The sequence below is a fragment of the Prosthecobacter sp. genome, assembly GCF_029946185.1.
Classification (GTDB): Bacteria; Verrucomicrobiota; Verrucomicrobiia; order Verrucomicrobiales; family Verrucomicrobiaceae; genus Prosthecobacter.
The window spans coordinates 1-22,798 of the sequence record NZ_JAQSEA010000136.1 but is presented as its reverse complement, the minus strand read 5'-3'; the positions used below and the strand labels follow the sequence as shown (position 1 = coordinate 22,798).

The following is a 22,798-nucleotide window of genomic DNA, read 5'->3' as shown; positions in this document are numbered from 1 at the left end:
AACTAAAGCTTAATTGTATCAAAATTATATAAAATGTTAATTTTTGCTTTCGTTATGTCGTATTTTCGATATTTAATCCAAATTATGCGACGCGTTTATATGAAAATTACAAAAAAAGCGAATAGTAAGGCGGCGTTGTCTTCATGGTTTGGTTTTCTGACCCGCTCTGCGGCTTTTGTTCTCATCGGTAGCTTCATTTCCACCTCCCTCACCGCTGGCACGGACGATCATGGTTTGAGCGACCAGCTTTCCGCCGAAGCCCAGTCACTCGCTCCAGCCTTTACCCTGCTAGCACCCGCCGCCACCGTGGCGGTGAATCGCATCTCCCTGGGGGAATGGGGCAGCGTCATCGCCTGGAGCCCGCACATTCCCGTGACCGCCGCTACCCTGCCAGACGGACGCCTCCTCACCTTTGCCTCAAACCAGCGCACCACCTTTCCTGGGGGGCCGGAGTTCACCTACGCTGCCGTGTGGAACCCCGCCACCGGCGTCTTCACCGAGATCAACAACACCCGCCACGACATGTTCTGCGGTGGCACCTCCATGCTCCCGGACGGCCGGGTCGTCATCAATGGCGGGCGCAATACCACCAAGCTCAGCAGTGTCTTCGACTGGCGCACCAATCAGTGGACCGCTCTGCCCAACATGAACGATGGCCGCTGGTACAACACCAGTGTGGCCTTGACCGACGGCAGCGTCTTCACCGTGACCGGCGACGGTGGCACCAACACCGCAGAGCGCTGGACCTCCGCTGGCGGATGGGCGCGGCTTACCGGCATCAACTGGGCCCCGCAGGTCGCCCTGCCAGGTTATGTCACGCGCTGGCATCCGCTCATCGTTGTCGCACCCGATGGCCGTCTGTTTCACGGGGGCCCCACCGACCGGATGAACTGGCTCACCACCTCCGCCACCGGCAGCCTCACCTATTCGGGTGTCAATGTCCCCGGCGCGCACTATCCCAAGGAAGGCTCCTTCGCCATGTATGACGAAGGCCGCATTCTCGTGGCAGGCGGCTCAGCAAGCACCACCCCCAACGCATCGGACAGCTCCACCGGCACCAGCACAAATCTCGCCTTCACCATCGACATCCGCACCGGCACACCCGTGGTGGCCAGCGCCCCCTCGATGTCCTACACACGCCAGTTTTCCAATTCCGTCATCCTTCCCAATGGCGAAGTGCTTGTCATCGGCGGCAACACCTCCGGCTTGAAGTTCAATGACACAGGCTCCGTGCTGGTCCCCGAATTGTGGAATCCCACCACGCGCCAGTGGCGGCAGCTCGCGCCCATGAGCGTGCCCCGCAACTATCACTCCCTCGCGCTGCTGCTCCCAGACGGTCGTGTGTGGTCCGGTGGTGGCGGCCTTTCCGGCAACAGCGCCGACCATCGGGACGGGCAGCTCTTCACTCCGCCGATGCTCTACAATTCGGACGGTAGCCTGGCCGCTCGTCCCGTCATCACCCAGTCCCCCGCCTACATCGGCATCGGCACAACCTTTGCCGTGCAGGCCACTCCCGGCATCACCAAGTTCAGCTTCATCAAAATGTCATCGCAAACCCACTCGATGAACACTGACCTCCGCTATCTCAGCCTGCCTTTCACAGAAACCGCTCCCGGCGTTTACGCCGTGCAAGGCCACACCAACCTCAGCGTGATGACCCCCGGCTACTGGATGCTCTTTGGCGTCGCCTCCAATGGCGCCTACTCCATCGCGAAGATCATTCAGGTAGATCCAGTGCAAAGCGTCTCGATGGCCAATCCCGGCAGCCAGTTCAGCTCCGTGAATGCACCGGCCACACTCGCTGTTTACGGCGTGGCTCCCGGCAATGGCGCAGTCACTTACTCCTCCACCGGTCTGCCCACCGGACTTGCCATCAATTCCAGCACCGGCGTCATCAGCGGCACGCCGACCGCCACCGGCACTTTCAGCAGCGCACGAGTCACCGTGACCGATGGCATCACCACTGCCAGCACCACCTTCACCTGGACCATCACCCCGCCAAATGTCAGTCAAAACTTTGCCAGCTTCCCCTCGGCCGCCGGCCTTCAGCTCAATGGCAGCACCAGCGTGAGCAATGGCGTCCTCGTCCTGACTCCCAACACGGGCAATCAGGCAGGCTCAGCTTGCCTCACCGCACCCGTTCCCGTCTCCGAAGGCACCTCCTTCACCAGCCGCTTCGTCTTCCGCATGAAAGGCACCGGCGATGGCGCAGACGGCATGACCTTCGTGCTGCAAGGAAACGCCGCCACCGCGCTCGGCGCTCCGGGCGGCGGTGAAGGCTATGAAGGCATTTTGAAAAGTCTCGCCATCGAGTTGGACACCTACGCCGGTGGCACCGACCCCAATGCCAACCACATCGGTGTACTCACCAATGGTGTCGTCTCACCGCACCTGGGCACCACCACGCCCACCTTCGATATGGAGAACGGTGAAAGCCACACGCTCTGGGTGGACTACGACGGCCCCTCCGACACGCTGCGCGTTTACATCGTGCAGGGCATCAGCACCACCAAGCCCGCGACTCCGATTCTCACCCAGACCGCGCTAAAGCTCGCCAATCTCGTCGGCCCCAGCGCATGGATGGGTTTCACCGGTGCCACCGGCGGCTCCACCAACACGCACGAAGTCCTCGCCTGGCAGGTCAACGTGAATGCCTTCGCCTCTCCCACCCCTCCCGTGGTGACAAACCCCGGCACACGTACCGGCGTCATCAATCAAGCAACCTCTCTCGCCATCCAGGCCACGGACGCAAATCAGGACACACTCGCTTTCAGCGCCACCGGTCTTCCCACCGGCCTTTCCATCAATGCAGCCTCCGGCGTCATCAGCGGCACACCCACCGCCGCTGGCACCTTCGCCGCGACCGTCAGCGTGACCGATGGCAATACCACTCCCGCGACCGCTTCCTTCTCCTGGGTGATCAGCAACGGCCTCGTCATGCAGCCGCCGCAATCCGCGCCCGCAGGCTCAGGCGGTGCTGTCACTCTGACCGCCGCCAGCACCGGCGGTGCCAACCCTCGCTTCCGCTGGAACTTTGGCGACGGCACAGCTCTCACTGCTTACAGCAGCAGCGCCAGCATCAGCCACACCTTTGCAAATCCAGGCCGCTACACCGTGGTAGTTACTGCTACCGATGACACCGGCGCAGTCGTCACCAGCACCTTCTTCCAGGCCGTGTATGCGCCGCTCACCGCGAAAAAGCCCGCCGTTTCCTCCAGCCTCATATTCGAAGATCGCGCCACGGGCAATGACCGCGTCTGGCTCGTCAATCCGGACACCGACAGCGTGACCGTGCTCGACTCAGTCACTCGCGCCAAGCTGGCCGAGACCAGCGTCGGCACCGCACCCCGCAGCCTCGCACTCGCGCCCGATGGCCGCGTGTGGGTCACCAATGCGGAGAGCTCCACCATTTCCATCCTCAACGGCACCACCTACGCCTTGGCCGCCACACTCACTCTGCCACGCGGCGCACGCCCTTTTGGCATCGCGTTCGATCCCAATGGCACTGCCGCCTATGTGGCGCTCGAAGGCAGCGGCCGCCTGCTCAAGCTCAATCCGAGCACCGGCGCACAGATCGCCACGCTCACCACCGGACAGCATGCTCGCCATGTCTCCGTGAGTGCTGATGGCGCACGTGTCTATGTCAGCCGTTTCATCACGCCTCCTCTGCCCGGTGAAAACACCGCCGCACCCACGACCACCGGGCGCGGTGGCGAGGTCCTCGTCGTTACCGCTTCCACGCTCGCACTGGAGCGCACCATCCTTCTCCAGCACAGCGAGCAGGCCGACACCCCCACCTCCGCACGCGGCCTCCCGAACTACCTCGGCGCCACCGCCATTTCTCCCGACGGCCTTTCCGCCTGGGTGCCCTCCAAGCAGGACAACATCAAGCGCGGCACGCTTCGCAATGGCGAAAGCCTCAATCACGATCAGTCACTGCGCGCCATCGCCAGCCGTATCAATCTCAGCACGCAGGCGGAGGACTACGCGGCCCGCGTGGACTTCGACAACGCCGGCATGCCCAGCGCCGCCGCCTTTGACCCCTGGGGCATCTACATCTTCGTAGCCTTGGAAAGCAGCCGCGCCATCGCCGTGGTGGACGCATGGAATAAGACCGTGATCACCCGTTTCGACGCAGGCCTCGCTCCTCAAGGTCTCGCGCTCTCACCCGATGGCCGCACTCTGTTCGTGCATAATTTCATGAGCCGCTCCGTCAGCGTGCATGACGTCAGCAGCCTCATCCAAGGCGGCAGTGCAACCCCTCCCACCCTGGGCGTGGTGAGCACCGTCACCACCGAAAAACTCAGCGCCGCTGTGCTGAAGGGTAAACAACTCTTCTACGATGCGGCGGACGTGCGCGTCGCTCTGCAGGAATACATCTCCTGCGCCTCCTGTCACAATGACGGCGGTCACGACGGTCGCACCTGGGACTTCACCGGCGTCGGCGAAGGCCTGCGCAACACCATCACACTGCGCGGCCACGGCGCGCATGGTGCACTGCACTGGACCGGCAACTTCGACGAGGTGCATGATTTCGAAGGACAGATCCGCGTCTTCTCCGGCGGCACCGGCCTCATGACGGATGCTCAATTCAACACCGGCACCCGTAATCAGCCGCTGGGAGATTCCAAGGCCGGAGTAAGCCCCGACCTCGATGCCCTCGCCGCCTACGTTACCTCTCTCACCACAGAATCCAGCAGCCCGAATCGCAATACGGACGGCACCCTGACAACGGCCGCTGCGTCCGGCGAGCGCGTCTTCCGTCAGCAAAACTGCGCCTCCTGCCACAGCGGCGCACCCTTCACCAACAGCTCACTGAATGTCTTCCGCGATGTCGGCACCATCAAGCAGCCCACCAGCGGCAAACGCCTCAATGGCGCGCTCACCGGCTTCGATGTCCCCACCCTGCGCGGCCTCTGGGCCACCGCCCCTTTCCTGCACGACGGCTCCTCGGCCACATTGGCAGACGCCGTCACCGCGCATCAGGGCGTGACATTAAATCCAACGGACCTCGCCAATCTCGTCGCCTACCTCCAGCAGATCGACAACGCACCCGTCTCCGCGCCTCTGCCAGTCACCGTGGAACTCGCCACCGCAGCTCCAGCTTCCGTGAGCGCCCCCTTCGGTGTCACCGCCACCTTCAGTCATACCGTCACAGGATTCACGCTGGCAGACATCAGCGTCACCGGCGGCACCGCCAGCGCTCTCACCGGCTCCGGCACCACTTACAGCTTCACCATCACACCGACGGCCAATGTCACTCTCAGCATTGCCGCAGGTCAGGCGCAGGATGCGGACACGGTGACAAACCTTGCCTCCAACATTCTCACTCGCACCTACTCGGCAGCGACCAGCGGCCCCGCCTTCGTCAGCCAGGACATCGGCAGCGGCTTCCTCGCCGGATCGACCAGCATCAATATCAGCACCGGCGTCCACACACTCGTCGCCTCGGGGACGGACATCTACTCCACCGAAGACGGCTTCCGCTTTGAGCACGTGGCGCTCAGTGGCGATGGCGAAGTGCGCGCTCGGGTCCGCAGCTTCACCAACACCAATCCTTGGGCAAAGGCAGGTGTCATGGTTCGCGAGACACACGCCGCTGGCTCACGCCACGCCATGATGTTCATCACCCCTCCAGACGCAGGCAATGGCTTCGGCATGGTCTCTCGTCTCACCGCCAATGCCACCACCGGTTATGCAGGCGGCCCCGCCATGAGCACTGCGCCAAACAACTGGGTGCGCCTCGTGCGTGAAGGCAATGTCCTCACCGGCTACGCCTCCGCCAACGGTAGCACCTGGGTGCTCGTGAGCTCCACCACCCTGACCAATCTATCCGCGCAGGTGTATGTCGGACTGGCCGCGACCGCTGCCGACAGCAGTTTGACCGCCACGGCTGAGTTTGACAACGTGCAGGTCATCGGCGCGCAGACCGTCGTGTCGCCTTCCGTTACCCTCAGCGCAGCCTCCGGCATCGAAACCGGCCCCTTCACCGTGCAGGTGCAGTTCAGCCAGTCCGTGACCGGCCTGACCTTGTCCGATTTTGTCGTGAGCAATGCGACCGCCTCCAATCTCACCGGCAGCGACGCGGCCTATGCCATCACCTTGACTCCAGTGGCGGCCGGTGTCGTTACCGTGAGCCTCCCAGCAGGCGCGGCTCAAAATGCCGCAGCCACTTCCAGCACCGCTTCCAACGCGGTCTCTGTGACTTTCACCGTGCCAGCAGCCGTGGCTCTCGTTGGCCAGGATTTAGGCGCGCCACTCGCGGCCGGCAGCACCACTTTCAGCAGCGGCGTTTACACCGTGAAAGGATCTGGCAGCGACATCTACGGCACCGCAGACGGCTTCCACTACGCGCTGACTCAGCTCACCGGCGATGGCGAAATCCGCGCGCGTGTCACCAGCCAGAGCAACACCAATCCCTGGTCCAAAACCGGTGTCATGATGCGTGAGGCGCTCACCGCCGGCGCACGTCATGCCATGGCCTTCACCACCCCTGCCGGAGAGAACAACGGCTTCGGCATGGTCTGGCGTCCGACCGCCAACGCAGCCACAAACTACGCCGCTGGCCCCGCTATAAATGCAGTGCCAAACAATTGGGTGCGACTGGTGCGCAGCGGCACCACCATCAGCGCCTACGCTTCTGCCAATGGCAATGCCTGGACACTCATGAGCACTGCCACGCTGACCGGTCTCACCCAGACCGTCTATGTCGGCCTTGCTGTCACCTCTTCTTCTCCCTCGGCGCTCGCCACCTCCACCTTCGACAATGTGCAGGTCGTCGGTGCGCTCGCACTGGTGCCTCCATCAGTGACGCTTAGTGCCGCCTCTTCGACCGAAGTCGGACCCTTCACCGTGCAGGCGCAGTTCAGCCAGGCCGTCACCGGTCTCACCCTCAGCGATTTCGTGGTGGCAAATGCCACAGCCTCCAATCTCACCGGCTCCGGCACAAGCTACAGCATCACGTTGACTCCCGTCGCGACCGGCGCTGTCACCGCGACACTGCCCGCCAATGCGGCGCAAAATGTCGGTGCCGCGGGCAGTACCGCCTCAAATACCCTGAGCGTCACCTACACGCCACCGGTGGTCACCACATTGCAGGGACAGGACATCGGCACCGTGCAGCTCGCAGGCAGCTCCGTTTACAACAGCAGCACGGACACCTACACACTGCGCGGGGCAGGGGAGGACATCTTCTTCGCCGCAGACGGCTTCCACTACGCCAGCACTCAGCTCACCGGCAATGGCGAGATCCGCGCGCGCATCACCACTCAGGCCAGCACCAACTCTTGGTGCAAGACCGGCGTCATGATCCGTGAGACCCTGACCGCAGGCGCACGTCACGCCATCGCCTTCACCACCCCCGCCGCGGAAAACAACGGCTTCGGCATGGTGTCGCGCTCCACCGTCAATGCAGACTCCGATTACGCAGGCGGACCTGCGGTAAACGCCGCGCCAAACAACTGGGTTCGCCTCGTCCGCACCGGTGACACGCTCACCGCTTATGCATCCGCCAATGGCAGCGCCTGGACGTTGATCGGCAGCACCACGCTGACCGGCCTCTCCACCGGGGTGCACATAGGTCTGGCCGTCACGTCTTCGTCTCCTTACGACCTCGGCGTTTCCACCTTTGACAACGTGCAGATCATCCAGGCCGCCCCCACGCCGCCAGCGGCCACCATCGTCACAAATGTTCTCGGCACTTCCCCTGCCTCTCTTCAAACCACCTCCCTTCTTTCCACCTCAACTCAGCCCGGTGCGGAGGCAGACCTCGATGGTGATGGCGTCAGTGACCTCATCGAATTCGCTCTTGGTAATGACGCTGGCTTCGATGGGGGCTGGTGGTTGACCACCACGAGCGATGGACGCGTGGATGCGCATCTCAACCATCCTCGCAGCATCACCGGAGTTTCGTTCTCCCTCGAAAGCTCGACGGATCTCGGCACCTGGACATCATTGCTGCTGGCACCCACCCCGACGCTCCTGAGCGGTGATATGGAACAGCTCACCTGGAGCGGCATCAGCAGTTTGAGTGGCCAGGACAAGGAGCGTGGCATCCTCCGCCTGCGTGTAACGTATCGTGACGGTGCCAGCTCAGTCACCCCACCTCAGGCCTGGCAGAGCTTCACTTTCACGGCAGGATCGCAAACCGCAGGCATCTCCCTTGTCAATCCACCCTTGTATGCCGGTCACATCTCGCAGTTGTCCGGTCCGTCGGCGCTCATCCTCGCCAATGCGCAGGCGATTCACGTCGATGCCGCCACTTCCTGCTATCTCGAAGTGCTGGACGGCGCACACGCCGGTCATCGTTTTGAAATCGACACTCTCATTGGCGGAGTCGCCACCATCTTTTCCGCTTCTCCGCTCAGCACCCTCCAAGCTCTGCCGGAAGACTTGATGGGCGCTCGTGCAGTGCTGCGTCCGCATGTGACGCTGGCGCAGGCGTTTCCTGTGGAAGTATTTCAGGCTGCGGCGGTGGCGTCAGCCGCCGATCAGGTGCTCTTCTATGAGAACGGTGCATGGCACACCCATTGGCTCTCGGCACGTTCCGGCGTCCGCCAGTGGGTCTCCTCTGCGGATGCCGCGCAGCTCTCACAGAACGCGAAAATCATCCCTCCCGGCACAGGCCTCATGGTCAAAGCTGCCACCCAGCCCAAGTCCACCACACTCACAGGCCACGTGCGTTTGGGCCCTTGGCGCAAATCATTGGACGTAGGGCAAAACCTCCTCGCCCTGCCCTGGCCGGTGGACTCCACCCCGCTGCGACTGGGCCTGAGCGCTGAGTCGGGCTTCGCCGCCTCCACCAGCATGACCAGCGCCGACCAGCTTCAGCTCTGGCTGGCCGACCGCGTGGCCGGAGCCACCACCTATGACGCCTTCTGGCTGGTCAAGCGTTCTCCCACCGCCTACTGGACCGCAAAAAGCAGCGTCTCCCTCCTGAACGTCAGCGCCACGCTCCCAATCCCCGCCCACCGTGCGTTTTTCTTGAAAGTGCAGCCTGCCACAGCCGCCCACGGCTGGGTTCTCCCATAGAAACACCACCTTCCAACCTCCGAAAACCACTGCCAATATCCGCAAACTCCCCAAACTTCTCCTTGCCAAAAAGGGCGTTTATGGTTCCTTCGCAGCCCCACATCCCAGAATACACACCGCCTGACAAGTTGTCCGGCCATTCAAACGAACCATGAGCGAAGCAACCACCACCGATTCCATTTCCTTCAAGATCCACGAAAAAGACACCGGCAGCGCCGACGTCCAAGTGTCCCTCTTGTCGAAGCGGATCAATGATCTCACGCAGCACCTGGCTAAGCATCAGAAAGATCACTCCACACGTCGCGGCCTCCTTCAGATGGTCGCACGTCGTCGCAAGCTTCTTGACTATCTCAAAGTGACTGCCAACGAGCGCTACCAGAAGCTGCTCAAGGGCCTCAGTCTCCGCCGCTAACAGAATTTTACGAGGGGTGATGCCACGCGCATCGCCCCTTTTCTGTTTCAGGCTACTACAAGCATGTCGGCACAGCCGATGTTTCATGCTGCATGATGCGCACTCTCGCGCATCGCTGCTGGGCTGAAGCCCGCATTCTATTTTCACCCAAACCAAACAACACACACACGCCAACCTATGGCCATTCATACACAAAAAGTCCAGCTCGGTGCTGGCACCCTCGAAATCGAAACCGGCAAATTTGCCAAGCTTGCTGACGGCGCCGTTACCGTGCGTCTCGGCGACACCATCATCCTCGTCACTGCGGTCTCCGCGACGAAGCTCAAGGAAGGCCAGGACTGGTTCCCCCTCTCCGTTGAGTACAAGGAAAAAGCCTCCGCTGCAGGCCGTTTCCCCGGCGGTTACTTCAAGCGCGAAGGCCGTCCGACTGAAAAGGAAATCCTCACCTGCCGCATGACGGACCGCCCATTGCGCCCGTTGTTCCCGAAAGGCTACCTCTATGACACCCAGGTCGTTGCCATCCTGCTCAGCGCAGACGGCGAAAACGATCCGGACATCTGCGCCATGAACGGTGCCTCCGCCGCTCTTTGCGTCTCGGACATCCCGTTCGCAGGCCCAGTCGGTGCCGTCCGCGTCGGCCGCATCAACGGTGAGTTCGTTGTCAACCCGACCCAGAAGCAGCGCCTCGAAAGCGATCTGGACCTCGTGTACGTCGGCAACAAGACCGAAGTCGTCATGATCGAAGGCGCCGCCAACGAAATCCCAGAAGCGGAATTCGTCAAAGCCCTTCACTTTGCACAAAGCGAAGTCGTCAAGCTCGTCGTCGCCCAGGAAGAACTCACCCGCCTCGCCGGTAAGGCCAAGCGCGAAGTTCCTCTCATGCTCGTGAAAGACGAACTCCTCGAAATCGCCTACGCCGTCGCTGGCGATCGCATCGAAGGCGCTCTCTACACCCCTTCCAAAGTGGCTCGCGGCAAAGCCGTCGGCGCCCTCAAGGACGAAGTCGAGCAGGCCATCAAAGCCAAGTTCCCAGAAGCCACCGGCTTTGAAATCAGCCAGGCCTTCGACTACATCCAGAAGAAAGCCTTCCGCATCTCCATCCTAGACAAGCAGAGCCGTTGCGACGGTCGCGGCATCGACCAGCTCCGCCAGCTTTCTGGCGAAGCCTCCGTGCTTCCCCGCACCCACGGTTCCGCCAGCTTCACCCGCGGCGAAACGATGGCTCTCTCCATCGCCACCCTCGCTCCGGCTGACGAAGCTCAGGAAATGGACACCTACGCAGGTGGCCCGGAATCCAAGCGCTTCATCCTTCATTACAACTTCCCTCCGTTCTCCGTCGGTGAAACCGGCCGCTTCGGTGGTCAGAATCGTCGTGAAATCGGCCACGGTGCCCTCGCTGAACGCTCCATCGAGCCAGTGATCCCAGCCAAGGCTGACTTCCCTTACGCCATCCGCGTGAGCAGCGAAGTCATGGAGTCCAACGGCTCCACCTCGATGGCCTCCGTCTGCTCCGGCGTCATGGCCCTCCTTGATGCAGGTGTTCCTCTCAAGCGCCCAGTCGGCGGTATCAGCGTCGGTCTCGTCTCCGAATTCGAAGGCGAAAACATGACCCGCTACCTCACGATGCTCGACATCATCGGCAGCGAAGATCACTTCGGCGACATGGACTTCAAGCTTTGCGGCACCTCCGAAGGCGTCACCGGCTACCAGCTTGACCTCAAGCTTCCAGGCCTGCCTTTGCGCATCCTCGAAGAAGCCATCGTCAAGGCCAAGGAAGGCCGCACCCAGGTTCTCTTCGCCATGGCCCAGGCCATCGCTGAAGTGCAGCCTCTCAGCCCGTATGCCCCGCGCATCGAGATCATCAAGATCAACCCTGACAAGATCGGTGAGCTCATCGGCCCTGGCGGCAAGAACATCAAGGCCATCCAGGCCGAGTCCGGTGCTGAAATCAGCATCGAAGACGACGGCACGGTGTACGTCTATGCCAGCCGCAAGGAAGGCATCGAGCGCGCGATCGAAATGATCAGCGGCACCTCCCAGGAAATCGAAGTCGGCAAGATCTACACAGGTAAAGTCGTCAGCACCACAAACTTCGGTGCCTTCATGAACCTCGGTGGCAAGAAGGACGGCCTCATCCACATCAGCGAACTCGCCGACTTCCGCGTCAACCGCACCGAAGACGTCGTCAAGACCGGAGACATCGTCTCCGCCAAGTGCATTGGCATCGACGACAAGGGCCGCATCAAGATGAGCCGCAAGGCCGCCATGAAAGACAAGGACGCAGCTGCCGCCGCCGGCGAAAACGGCGACGCCGCTCCTGCCGAAGACCTCGGCTAAGCCTCATCCGCTCAATACTCAAAACCACGAAGAGGCCGCTGCAAAGCGGCCTCTTTTTTTGGTGCATCTGGCAGGGCACGCTCACTTGATGATTCAAGCTGCCGCCGAACTTCGAGATGGCGTAGCCATCAAAGCCAGTAGCGAGGGGTTGAGCGAAGCGACACCCCTCGTTTCGTGCGCATAAACATATCCATGCATGGGCATCGCGTAGCGATGCCAGCGCAGATGTGCTATGCGTCAACTTTCAGCGCCATGCCACTTGAATTGAAGGCCAGTCACGACACCAAGCATAACCTGCTTCCATCAGCTGCAATTTCTTCCGGAGTGGTGCTTGGCCATGCCTCATGTGCGGCAAGAAAATCTTCTGTTTCCCAGCGCGATTCATGCCCCAGCAGCACACGCACCTCTGCCGCCGAGAGTATGCCCTCCCGTTAGGCTTCCACTGCAAACCCGTCGAGCAGCACCTGTGGCAAAGCAGGCTGCACTCGCTGGAGTGCAGCAGCAAGCACGTCAGGAATGGTGACAGTCAGAGTCATGCCGTACACTTTAGTGCATCCGCCATTGTCCGCAATGTTCCTTTCTGCGTCCTCGAGCCGCATCAGGTACTCGTGCTGACCGGCCCAGCAGACTGACTCGCCTGCGTCGCTTCCTCAGCCGCCGCCATCACCGGATTGCTGCTCATCCCATTCACAGAAACCAGCGCCGCCACACCCGTGCCAAACCCCTTCATCTCATTGTACCATCGCTCGTTTCCCGTCGCCGCATCCAGCCCATACATATACCCATTCACCGAGGCGATCAGCATTTCACCATCCAGCAGCAGACTTACATAAGACAAGCCATTGGGCGCTTTCCATTCCCACACAAGCTCCCCTGTCTGGCGCTTCAGTGCAGCCACACGACGATTGAAACCCACAAAGACAAGATCAGCGGTGTTCATAGTAAATCGAGCTTAGCCGCCCCAGCCTCTGCTTGTCCAGCCTTCAGCCACCGGTTGCGAAAACGGCGAAAACTTGGAATCGCATGATTTTCACAACGCATGATGATACACACAGCTATGAACAACATCCCTCTTCCTTCCACCCATAACAAGCTGGTCGGCTACCTCCTTTGGATCTTCGGCTTCACCGGCGCGCATCGCTTTTACTTCGGCAAGCCGAAAACCGGCATCCTCTGGTTCTTCACCGGCGGCCTCTTCCTCATCGGCTGGATCGTGGACCTGTTCCTCATCCCCGGCATGGATCGCGATGCCGACCACCGCTTCGCCCAAGGCCATCTCGAATACTCCATCACCTGGATACTCCTCACCTTCCTGGGCATCTTCGGCGTGCACCGTTTCTACATGGGCAAATGGATCTCCGGCCTCATCTACCTCTGCACCGGCGGTCTCTTTCTCGTCGGCGTCGTTTACGACTTCTGCACCCTCAACACCCAGATCAGCGAGATCAACGCAGCCGAACGCAACTCCGCCACTGCGTGACGCCGGGAAATGGAGGACTATGGAAACCGGAGCGCCCGCATCCCTCCTCTTAAGCGCGTAGCGCTGGCATAATCGTAGCCGTGGGTGCCAACCCACGGTTTGCAAGCCATCCATCGTTTATATCCAGTGGAACCGCGTAGCGGTGACACAAAGCTCCGCTTATCTCCATCGCGCCCATCAGCGTCAGAGCGTGCGATAGGTCGAAAAAACAGGATTGAGCGAAGGAGTTGCAACCCGCGCTTCGTTCCAGCAAAATATCCTGCTTCCAACCTGCTCCCGCCATGACCTCCCGCCGTTCCTTCCTCTCCCAGTCCGCTCTCGCCTTCACCGCCCTCTCCGCCAGCCGTGTGTTCGGGGCCAATGACACCATCCGCATAGCCTCTATCGGCCTCGGCGGCCAGGGCATGGGCAATGCAAGCCGCATGGCCAAAGTCCCCGGCGTGGAAATCGCGTATCTGTGCGATCCCGATACGGCCGCCCTAGACCGGGCCAAAAAAGTTTACCCCAACGCGAAGACCACCCAGGACCTCCGCAAGGTCATGGAAGACAAGAGCATCGACGCTGTCGTCGTCTCCACCGGCAATCACTGGCACGTTCTCGCCTCCATCTGGGCCATGCAGGCCGGCAAGGATGTCTATGTGGAAAAGCCCGTCTCCCACAACATCTGGGAAGGCCGCAAACTCGTCGAAGCCGCACGCAAGTACAACCGCATCGTGCAGGGCGGCACCCAGCAGCGCAGCGATCCCCTGCAGGAGGAGATAAAGAGCTTCCTCGATGCCGAAACCATGGGCAAGATCAAATACGTGCGCTGCAATCACTACAGCATGCGCAACTCCATCGGCAAACTCGCGCAGCCCCTCACACCGCCCGCTACCTTGGACTACGACCTCTGGCTCGGCCCTGCGAAAGACGAACCCCTCTACCGCGAAAAACTCCACTACGACTGGCATTGGGACTGGAACACCGGCAACGGTGAAATGGGCAACTGGGGCCCGCACATACTCGACGATCTGCGCAACGTCGTCTTCCGCGACAAGGTGGCCCTGCCCAAGCGCGTCATCGCCGGCGGTGGGCGCTTCGCCTGGGATGACGCTGGCGAGACACCCAACACCCACTTCGCCTACATGGACACCGGCAGCATCCCGGTCATCATCGACTTCCACAATCTCCCACGTCAAAAAGGCATCAAAGCGCCCGACGTCTATCTGCGCCGCCGCACCGGGGCCTTCCTCATCATCGAATGCGAAGGCGGCTACTACACCGGCAGCCGTGGCGGTGGCACCGCCTTTGATGCCGCAGGCAAAAAACTCCACATCTTCAAAGGCGACGGCGGCAAAAGTCACGCCGCCAATTTCATCGACGCCATCCGCAGCCGCAAATCCGAGGACCTCAAAGGCGAAGTCGAAAAAATTCATTTCTCCAGTGCTTGGTGCCATCTCGCCAACAACTCCTTCCGCCTCGGTCAAAAATACAACCGCGAGCAAGCCGAAGCCGCCGTGAAAGACTTCCAGCCCTGGAACGACGTCATCGCCGACTACCACGAGCACCTCATCAAAAACGAACTCGATGCCTCCAAGCTCGACATCAAGATGGGCCCCATGCTCGAGATCGACCCCGCCAAGGAAACCTTCATCGGTGACACCGCCACTCCCGAAGCCCTCGCCCTCCTCACCCGCGAATACCGCCCCGGCTTCGCCGTGCCACAGGCCGTGTAACGCCTCGCCGCAGCATCCGGCAGGAGAGGGATCATCCTGATCCCTCACGCGTCCTTCTTCCCATCGCACCAGATCGGCAATCAAGCCCCTCCCCCACAACGCCCCCACCTCTTCAACGCGAAGAGGCTCCCCCTTTGCCCTGCCCACCGTCAGCACCGCCGATTCTCCAAAATAAAAAGAGCGCCAGGAGTTTCCTCCTGACGCTCTAGGCACTTCACTTCGCAGTGAAATGGAACATCATTTCGGCACCGCAGGCGCTTCCGGCGGAGCCGCAGGCGCAGGTGTCGGAGCGGCCGATTCAGCCGGAGTCACAGGAGCTGGCTGAACTGCAGGAGCAGGAGCCGGTGTCAGCGCTGCCTTCGCCTTCGCGGCGGCTTCTTCGATGGCCTTGCTCGCTTCAGCAGCTTTTCGTGAAGCCGCTTCCTTGAGGACAGCGGCTTCCTTCTCAGCAGCCACTTTCAATTCAGCAGCCTTCTTTTCAGTCGCAATTTTGGCAGCGTCCATTTCCTGGGCTGCAACTTCAGCGTTGGATTTGATGGCCTCCTTGACGGCTTCCATCGCTTTCTGGGTGTCTTCAGAGGCTTTGGAAGCTTCCGGCGTTGTTTTTTTGCATGAGGCAATGCCGCCAGCGAGCAGCGCGATCAGAATGAATGGAGTTAGTTTCATAGTTTGGGACTATAGGGTCAGCGGTTTAAGACTTTTTACAAGCCCTATTGAGTAACAGAACGGGATAGGGCAACTATTTAGCATCGAGTTTCATCTCGCTAAGTACTCCGGCTTTGATTTCAATTTCCTGCTCAGCCTTTTTGTCGCCCTCACTGCGCACCACCAGCACTTTGCCTGCGGGAATGAAAAGCTTGGCTTCCGCATCATAAGAATAGGTGATTTTTTTCCGATTCCCTTCGGCATCCATTGTGCCGAAAATCTCCCAGCTGCCGGGCGTGCTTGAACTAATTTTCAAGGTTCCAGCATTCAAGGTCAGAGCCTTGGTCACCATCTTCCCTGCCAATACTTCCACTTCAATCTGAGCCACCGCTGCACCACGTGTCGCCACCACGAGATACTTGCCCGCAGTCAGGTGGAGTTTAGGCTGCGCATCGTAGCTGTAGCTGGCCTTCGGACGTTCCCCTTCAGCATTGGCTTCGCCAAACACATCCCAATTGAGGCCTTCAGGCGCAGGATCTGCGCCTTCAGCCATGAGGGCGCTCAGGGCCAATGTGCCGGCGTTGATGACGATCGAGACTTCAGTGAGCTTGCCAGCGGCGACCTCGACCTCCTGTTTCCCTTTGGCACTGCCCCAGTCGAGCTGGGCGAGGTATTTTCCAGCAGGCAGGCTGAGTGTAGGCACGGCATCATAGCTGTAACTTGCCTTCACCCGGTTGCCTTCGGCATCGGCGTCGCCAAAAATCTCCCAGGAGACACCCGTGGAAAGCGGTTCCGCACCTTCGACGGCGAGAGCGGAGAGCTTGATCCGGCCAGCTCCGAGTGTCACCACCTTTTCCTGCGTAGCTCCCGCCTTGATCTCCACCATGACTTTGCCCTTCGCATTGCCCACAACGACTTCGACCTCATACTTGCCTGCGGGCAGTGCGAGTGTGGGTTGCGCATCGTAGCTATAGGCGATCTTGGGCCGATTGCCCTCAGCATCAGCTTCGCCCAAGACGTCCCAAGACACGCCCTCCGCCACCGGTTTGCCGCCTTCCTCCATGATGACGGAAAGCTTCAATTTGCCACTGCCAAGCAGGACGACGATGTTCTGCGTCTCTCCCGCTTTGACTTCGACTTCTTGTTGCCCCTTCGCGTTGCCATATTGGGCGACGATCAAACACGGCCCGGAGGGCAGGGTAAACATGGGCTGTGCTTCGTAGCTGTTGCCGAGTTGCTTGCGCTGCCCCTCGGCGTCGGCCGGTGAATAAATGTCCCAGCTGAGGTCTTTGGTAATGGCGGTCTGCCCCTCCGCGCTGATGGCGCTCAGTTTGAGGTTTCCACTGCCGAGGACGAGCTTCACTTCCTGCGCTGCTCCATCCTTCACCGTGACCTCCACGCTGGCACGGGCGTCCCCGCGTGTGGCCTTCAGCAGGTACTTGCCAGCCACCACCTTGAGGAAAGGTTTGGCCTCATAACTCGTGGCAATCGTTTCGCGTTGCCCCTCCGCATTCGCAGGGCCGAAGAGATCCCAGGACACATCTTTTTCAAAAGCCGTGCCGCCTTCCTTGGCGTAAGCGACAGCCTTGATGCCGCTCTCTGCAAACACCACTTCCTTCGTCACCGTGTCGCCCTCCTTCACCGTCGCCTCGAGTTCGACGACTTTGCCGTTCAACTTGGCGCTGATGGTGAATTTGCCCGCCTTCGGCAGCTCCGTGCTCCAGCGGCCGCCGTTGCCCGTGGCGATGGCGTTTTCACCGCCACCTTCCGCAAACACCTGAAAGGTCGCGCCTTCGATCAATGCGCCACCGGAAGATTTCTTGGCTTCGATCACCAGCGTCGTCACCGGCTTCGCCACCTGCTTCATGGCGGTTTCCAGCGAAGACTTCAGCGACGCGGCATCCTTGGCCGAGAGGTACATCCCCCCCGTTTTTTTCGCCAGACATTCAAGCCCCGAGGACTCTCCCGGCTTTAGATCGAAACCGATCACATGACAGGTGAAGTCGATACCGAGCCGCTCCAGTTCATCCGCTGCCGTGCAGGGATCATTGTGGCAGGTCTCCACGCCATCGCTGACCAGGATCACGGACACCTTCACCTCCTCATATTTCAAGTACTTGGCCGCCTGAATCACCGCCGCTGTGAGCGGTGTCTTGCCTTTCGGCTCCAAAGCCGCCACCGCTTTCAAGATGGCTGCCGAGCTGCCCGGCTGCGGCGGCACCAGCAGTTCAATGTCCTCGCAGTCACCTTTTTTACGATGTCCGTAAGCCATGAGACCCAGTTCCATGCCTGGATCAATCGAGCCGACGATGTCGCTCACCACCTTCTTCGCGATGTCGATCTTCACACCACCCGGCACCTCGCCATACATGCTGCCTGAGGCATCAAAGACAATGATCGCCCGAGAGGCGGGTTGTTGCGCCTGAACATTCGAGGCTCCTGTGAGCAACGCCCATCCTGTCAAAACAGTGGTAAGTAAACGATTCATAAGGGTGATTTTTCGGGTGTGTTGAAAGTGACTCGAAGCATTGACAATCCGATGTCAAATAGCGTCAAAATATTACAAAAATAATGACGCGTTAGGGCTTAAATCATAGAGCGCAACTGCTGCAATGCATCGGCACTGGCCAGAAAAGCCCCGTGTTCTGTCACCAGCGCAGTGACGAGAGACGCAGGAGTTACATCAAAACCATCATTACGCGCCTGCGTGCCCTCCGGCGCGATCAGCACTTCTTCACGCAGCCCCGCCGCATTCAGACCGGGCATGTGAGTCACCTCCCGCGCACTTCGCTGCTCGATGGGAATGTCGCGAATGCCATCCGTGATCGTCCAGTCAATGGTGCTCACAGGGGTCGCCACATAAAACGGTACGTCATGCGCCTTGGCCGCCAGCGCCTTCAGGTACGTGCCGATCTTGTTCGCCACATCACCCTCCGCCGTGACGCGGTCTGTGCCCACGATCACCACATCCACCAGCCCGCGCTGCAGCAGATGTCCCGCATTGTTATCCACGATCAAAGTGTGCGGCACTCCATGCTCCTTGAGTTCAAAAGCCGTCAGCGACGCCCCCTGACCGCGCGGGCGCGTTTCGCTCACCCACACATGTACGTTCATGCCCGCATCATGCGCCTGATAGATCGGCGAAATCGCCGTTCCCCAGTCCACCGTGGCCAGCCATCCCGCATTGCAATGCGTCATCACGTTCAGTGTCGCCGCAGGATCACCCTTCTTCGCTTGAATGGCCCGAAACAATTCAAGCCCATGCCTCCCAATGGCATGATTCGTCTCCACATCATGCTCGCAAATCGCCAGCGCCTCGTCCCAGGCAGCAGCGGCACGTTCTTCAACACCCAGCGGCGATACCACTCGTCTCACCCGGTCCAGCGCCCAGCGCAGATTGATCGCCGTGGGTCGCGTGGCATGCAGCACGTGATAAGCCACTTCTAGCGCCGCATCCGTGGCATCTTCCCGCAGCGCAAAGAACAAACCAAACGCAGCCGTCGCACCGATCAGCGGCGCTCCCCGCACCCGCATCACCTGAATCGCCTCCGCAGCATCGTCCAGCGTCCGCAACTCACGCCACTCCACCTGATGCGGCAGAAAAGTTTGATCAATGATCCGCGCACTCTGCGTGGCGTGATCGGCTTCGATGGAGCGGTGCGGCTGTCCGTGAATATTCATGCGAGGGAGATTTCTGAAAAGGAAGTGATGGCTGGATGATCATGCAGCAGGGCAGGTGGGTTGCCAGGCCGTAGCGCGAGCACCGTGACCATGCCTGCATTTCGCGCCGCATTCAATTCCTCCACAACATCACTCACAAAGAGAATTTGCTCCGCCGTTAGACCGCAATCCGCCGCGATGGCAGCGTAGCTGGCCGTTTCGCGTTTCGAACCCGTCGTGGTGTCGTAGTAGCCGGAGAAATGCACCGAAAGATCACCGCGCTTCGTGTACGCAAAAAAGAGCTTCTGTGCATGAACACTGCCGGAGGAGTAGATGCGGATTTCCCGCCCCTGCCGACACCAGCCCGCCAGCGCTAACGGCACATCGTCAAAGATTCGGCTGCGCAGCTCGCCATTGCGAAAGCCCTCCTCCCAGATCATCCCCTGAAGCTGCTTTAAACCAGTCACCTTCGCGTCCGCCTCCATCAATCGATGTACGGCATCCTCCGCCTCGGCTGGTGAAGCAAAGCCAGCCACACCCACATCACGCGCGAGCTGTGAAATCACCGCCGTCCCCCAATGCATGGCGAGATAAATCCCTGCGCGCCGCCGCGCATACGGAAACATCACGTCATGCACAAATGCCAGGGGCGAGAGGGTGCCCTCAATGTCCAGCAGGATCAGTTTGCCTCCAAACGTGATCATGCGGCGCTGGAAGCAGCCTGCTCAATGCGGAAGCCTTTCGCCACAATCGGAGTTGGGCCGAAACACAGCGGCTGATACCCGCTGGCAATCGCGTCACCCGTGTACTCCGGCGTCCAGCCAGCCTTCTCTCGAAACAGGCGAATCGCACGAATGGTGCGGTCGGCGCACAGATCAAACCAGTGCTTGGTACCGGCGGGGACGTTGACCAGATCGCCTGCTTCGATCTCGATGGAGAACACCGGATCACCATTTTCAGGATTGATGTAAAAGATGCCGTGACCCTTCACGATGAAGCGCACCTCATCCTCCGCATGGCGATGTTCTTGGTTGAACTTGCTCAGCATCTCCTGCAGGCCGGGCACATCAGGCGTCACGTTCACCACATCCGCCGTGGTGTAGCCGCCGCTCTGCTTCAGTGCTTCCACCTCCGGTGCATAAGCGGCCAGGATTTCCTCCTGCGAGGCATCACGCCCGATTCGCCCCGCCACCGGCCAGCGATCATAATGAATGCCATGCGGCAGGAGAAAATGACGGATGCTTTCCGCATCGTGAATGACACGGTCTGCGGAGGGAATGCGGATGTGGGCCATGGGAATAGTGCTCCTCAAAAGGCACCAAAGAGCAATCGCTTCTGTGTGACGACTTCGAAGAGAAACTCCAGCACCTCAACCTGCCGCCGTGCTGCCGCAGTAGTTTCACCCCAGGTATAAAGGCCATGGCCCGCCATCAGAAAACCATGGCGCAGCGGCCTCGCAGGATCTCGCAGTCGCGCATCAATCACCCTCGCCAGCGCCGCAATGTCCTGCGTGTTCGGGTAAATCTCGATCCACGCCTCAGACTCATGCGTCGTTACACCAGCGAGCCCCTTCAGCATTTCGTAGCCCGTGATTCTCAAGCCTCCGTCCTTCACAAAGTGCTCGCTCAAAACCGTCGCCGCCACGGAGTGCGTATGCAGCACCGCCCCCGCACCATGCTTTGCCAGTACAGTGTGCAGCAGCGCCTCCGCAGAGGGCTTGGAAAAGGCTTCGTCCAGTGCCTGAGCCTCTCCATCCACCATCACAAACTGGTCCGCCTCCAGACGTCCTTTGTCAAAACCACTGCCAGTCATCAGCAGCGTCAGCGGCCCACGTTCAATCACCGCGCTGTAATTGCTGCTCGTTCCCAGTGACCAGCCACGCCGGTGAAAATCCCGCCCGCACTCAATGAGTTCGCGGGTCAAAGAATGAATCGGCTCGGTGATAATAAGCGGAGCGTTTTCTGCGGGCATGAGAACGTGAATGATTCGGACCGCCGCAGGCATGTCAATCTCCCTCACGTAGCAGAATCTTCACATCCCACCCAGGGTTGACGCATGAACAGCTGCAAAAAGTCTGGCTGTCATGAATGGCACTCGGTTAAGGATGGTTATCGTGAGCGCCAGCACTCTGGTTCTTCAGCACCAAAGGTGCGGCCTATCGCAGCCCTGGGCATCGCCCAGGGGGGCTTGCATGCATGCGCGGGAAGCAAATCCAGCACTCCGCTGCACCACACCAGCCACCAGCAGCGTCTGCGCTCAGCTCCTCTACCCGCCTGCGACACGTGGGGCTCAGCATCACCGGCAACAACGATCCACGTCTTTAACCGAGTGCCATTCCTGACTGTCTTCGAATACGGTGTCCTTTTTGTCCTTCAGAAGCGACACTGCGCTGTCGTTAGCCTTTTCATCTTAAGCCCTGCATCCCGCCAAGCTCCATCACTGCCGCCTGGACTTCACCGCATCGGATGGTTATTTTCCCCAATGAGCACTCCCCCGAATGGCGACCACGATCTGGACATAGCCAAGGTCAACCAGCGCGCCCAGGAGATCGAACGCAAGCTGCCCAAGCTCAAGCAGGTGTTTGAGCAGACCAAGATCATGCTCAGCATGGTGAAGGACTACTGGGCAGGCACCTACCGCGAGATCCCCTATTGGGCCATCAGCGCCGTGTCCATGGCTCTGCTCTACGTCCTCAATCCAGCCGATGTCATCCCCGACGTCCTCGTCGGCGTCGGCTACCTCGACGACGCCACCGTAGTCGCCTTCTGTTTGAAACTCGTCCAGCGCGAACTGGAACGCTACCAAGAGTGGCAGGCCGCCCAAGCCAAAGCAGTCAAAGTCGCGGACGTGTAAAACCCAGCGCACGTATTGCAGCCCCGGCTTTCTCGTCCTTCGTCGTGTCCTCACACGCTGTTCACAGATTCCCTGTGAGTGTCAGAAATGTAGGCTGGATTGTGGAAAGGAGATTAGCTTCCCTTGTTGCCATTTGCGGCGCGTTGAGAGCATCGCCAGGGATCTGCCCTGAAGCGTAGGCCGTCGATTCAATCGAGGAAGTTCTAGCGGTTCGCAAAACAGATTTCCGGAAAACGGCGCATGGCGACGCTCGACGGCGCTTGGAGGACCAAGCTCCCTGCCTCGCGCCGGTGCACGCGCATGCCAGTCGCTGGTAGGGCTGGCTGTCCTCAGTCCGCCGCCGTCGACCTGTCCTTCGTAGCTCGACGCAGGAGAGCGAAGAAGGAAGCCCATGACCTTCGAGCAAGAGACAGTCCGCTAAATGGAAATGAGTTTTTGCGAACCGTTATATAGAACCACGCACAGTTGAAAAAGGGTCTGAATCCATGGCGCTTAGTAAGGGCCTTTTGAGCTCTTTCCTCGCTTCGTCCCGCCACACACCAGCCCTGAATGGGCTGCGGATTATAGCCCAGGGATGCCAGCTCGTCCTCCGTAGCTTGAGCGAAGGAGGAAGCCTCAGCGAGGCGACCCTGGGTATGGCAGACAATTCCGGGCAGCAAACCCAAC

At 60.2% G+C, this 22,798-nt stretch carries 13 protein-coding genes; 6 read left to right on the top strand and 7 right to left on the bottom strand.

What is annotated here, in order from left to right; genetic code table 11:
- The first annotated feature begins 99 nt into the window (after positions 1 to 99).
- From PSV43_RS11275 to PSV43_RS11265, 3 genes are all read left to right on the top strand, one after another.
- Entirely contained in the window at positions 100 to 9,030 is an 8,931-nt protein-coding gene (locus tag PSV43_RS11275) for a putative Ig domain-containing protein (protein ID WP_300196812.1), read from the top strand.
- Between the two features lie 151 nt (positions 9,031 to 9,181).
- A complete protein-coding gene (gene rpsO, locus PSV43_RS11270; RefSeq protein ID WP_300196810.1) occupies positions 9,182 to 9,442 on the top strand; it encodes a 30S ribosomal protein S15 in 261 nt (86 codons plus the stop codon).
- Positions 9,443 to 9,619: 177 nt separating this feature from the next.
- Complete coding sequence (locus PSV43_RS11265) at positions 9,620 to 11,779, top strand: polyribonucleotide nucleotidyltransferase (RefSeq protein ID WP_300196808.1); 2,160 nt, start codon at positions 9,620 to 9,622, stop codon at positions 11,777 to 11,779.
- Between the two features lie 598 nt (positions 11,780 to 12,377).
- On the opposite strand, the gene PSV43_RS11260 is transcribed toward PSV43_RS11265, so the two are convergent.
- Complete coding sequence (locus tag PSV43_RS11260; RefSeq protein ID WP_300196806.1) at positions 12,378 to 12,719, bottom strand: PQQ-binding-like beta-propeller repeat protein; 342 nt, start codon at positions 12,717 to 12,719, stop codon at positions 12,378 to 12,380.
- Between the two features lie 99 nt (positions 12,720 to 12,818).
- Between PSV43_RS11260 and PSV43_RS11255 the strand changes: the two genes are divergently transcribed.
- The gene (locus PSV43_RS11255; RefSeq protein WP_300196804.1) at positions 12,819 to 13,259 is read left to right on the top strand and encodes a TM2 domain-containing protein; all 441 of its coding nucleotides are present in this window, start codon (positions 12,819 to 12,821) and stop codon (positions 13,257 to 13,259) included.
- A gap of 281 nt (positions 13,260 to 13,540) precedes the next feature.
- Positions 13,541 to 14,974, top strand: a complete 1,434-nt coding sequence (locus PSV43_RS11250; protein WP_300196802.1) for a Gfo/Idh/MocA family oxidoreductase — start codon at positions 13,541 to 13,543, stop codon at positions 14,972 to 14,974.
- A gap of 237 nt (positions 14,975 to 15,211) precedes the next feature.
- Here the strand turns inward: PSV43_RS11250 and PSV43_RS11245 are convergent, their stop codons facing one another.
- From PSV43_RS11245 to mtnB, 6 genes are all read right to left on the bottom strand, one after another.
- Entirely contained in the window at positions 15,212 to 15,640 is a 429-nt protein-coding gene (locus PSV43_RS11245; RefSeq protein ID WP_300196799.1) for a hypothetical protein, read from the bottom strand.
- A gap of 73 nt (positions 15,641 to 15,713) precedes the next feature.
- Positions 15,714 to 18,107: a VWA domain-containing protein gene (locus tag PSV43_RS11240; RefSeq protein ID WP_300196797.1), complete on the bottom strand. Its 2,394-nt coding sequence runs from the start codon at positions 18,105 to 18,107 to the stop codon at positions 15,714 to 15,716.
- A 98-nt stretch (positions 18,108 to 18,205) separates the two neighbouring features.
- Complete coding sequence (gene mtnA, locus PSV43_RS11235) at positions 18,206 to 19,300, bottom strand: S-methyl-5-thioribose-1-phosphate isomerase (protein ID WP_300196795.1); 1,095 nt, start codon at positions 19,298 to 19,300, stop codon at positions 18,206 to 18,208.
- Complete coding sequence (gene mtnC / locus PSV43_RS11230) at positions 19,297 to 19,983, bottom strand: acireductone synthase (RefSeq protein ID WP_300196793.1); 687 nt, start codon at positions 19,981 to 19,983, stop codon at positions 19,297 to 19,299. The genes mtnA and mtnC overlap by 4 nt, the downstream gene beginning before the upstream one ends.
- Complete coding sequence (locus PSV43_RS11225) at positions 19,980 to 20,573, bottom strand: cupin domain-containing protein (RefSeq protein WP_300196791.1); 594 nt, start codon at positions 20,571 to 20,573, stop codon at positions 19,980 to 19,982. Before PSV43_RS11225 ends, mtnC begins: the two co-directional genes overlap by 4 nt.
- 14 nt (positions 20,574 to 20,587) lie before the next feature.
- Positions 20,588 to 21,250 (bottom strand): methylthioribulose 1-phosphate dehydratase, encoded by a 663-nt coding sequence (mtnB, locus tag PSV43_RS11220; RefSeq protein ID WP_300196789.1) that lies wholly within the window; start codon positions 21,248 to 21,250, stop codon positions 20,588 to 20,590.
- Positions 21,251 to 21,760: 510 nt separating this feature from the next.
- On the opposite strand from mtnB, the gene PSV43_RS11215 reads away from it, so the two are divergent.
- Entirely contained in the window at positions 21,761 to 22,132 is a 372-nt protein-coding gene (locus tag PSV43_RS11215) for a YkvA family protein (protein ID WP_300196787.1), read from the top strand.
- Positions 22,133 to 22,798: the final 666 nt, after the last annotated feature.

Bases quoted from the DNA above. Each gene is read 5' to 3' on its own strand.
- PSV43_RS11250 (WP_300196802.1), top strand. From the start codon at position 13,541: ATGACCTCCCGCCGTTCCTTCCTCTCCCAGTCCGCTCTCGCCTTCACC.
- PSV43_RS11275 (WP_300196812.1), top strand. From the start codon at position 100: ATGAAAATTACAAAAAAAGCGAATAGTAAGGCGGCGTTGTCTTCATGG.
- PSV43_RS11245 (WP_300196799.1), bottom strand. From the start codon at position 15,640: ATGAAACTAACTCCATTCATTCTGATCGCGCTGCTCGCTGGCGGCATT.
- PSV43_RS11215 (WP_300196787.1), top strand. From the start codon at position 21,761: ATGAGCACTCCCCCGAATGGCGACCACGATCTGGACATAGCCAAGGTC.
- PSV43_RS11265 (WP_300196808.1), top strand. From the start codon at position 9,620: ATGGCCATTCATACACAAAAAGTCCAGCTCGGTGCTGGCACCCTCGAA.
- PSV43_RS11260 (WP_300196806.1), bottom strand. From the start codon at position 12,719: ATGAACACCGCTGATCTTGTCTTTGTGGGTTTCAATCGTCGTGTGGCT.
- mtnB (WP_300196789.1), bottom strand. From the start codon at position 21,250: ATGCCCGCAGAAAACGCTCCGCTTATTATCACCGAGCCGATTCATTCT.
- mtnC (WP_300196793.1), bottom strand. From the start codon at position 19,983: ATGATCACGTTTGGAGGCAAACTGATCCTGCTGGACATTGAGGGCACC.
- PSV43_RS11240 (WP_300196797.1), bottom strand. From the start codon at position 18,107: ATGAATCGTTTACTTACCACTGTTTTGACAGGATGGGCGTTGCTCACA.
- PSV43_RS11255 (WP_300196804.1), top strand. From the start codon at position 12,819: ATGATGATACACACAGCTATGAACAACATCCCTCTTCCTTCCACCCAT.
- rpsO (WP_300196810.1), top strand. From the start codon at position 9,182: ATGAGCGAAGCAACCACCACCGATTCCATTTCCTTCAAGATCCACGAA.
- PSV43_RS11225 (WP_300196791.1), bottom strand. From the start codon at position 20,573: ATGGCCCACATCCGCATTCCCTCCGCAGACCGTGTCATTCACGATGCG.
- mtnA (WP_300196795.1), bottom strand. From the start codon at position 19,300: ATGAATATTCACGGACAGCCGCACCGCTCCATCGAAGCCGATCACGCC.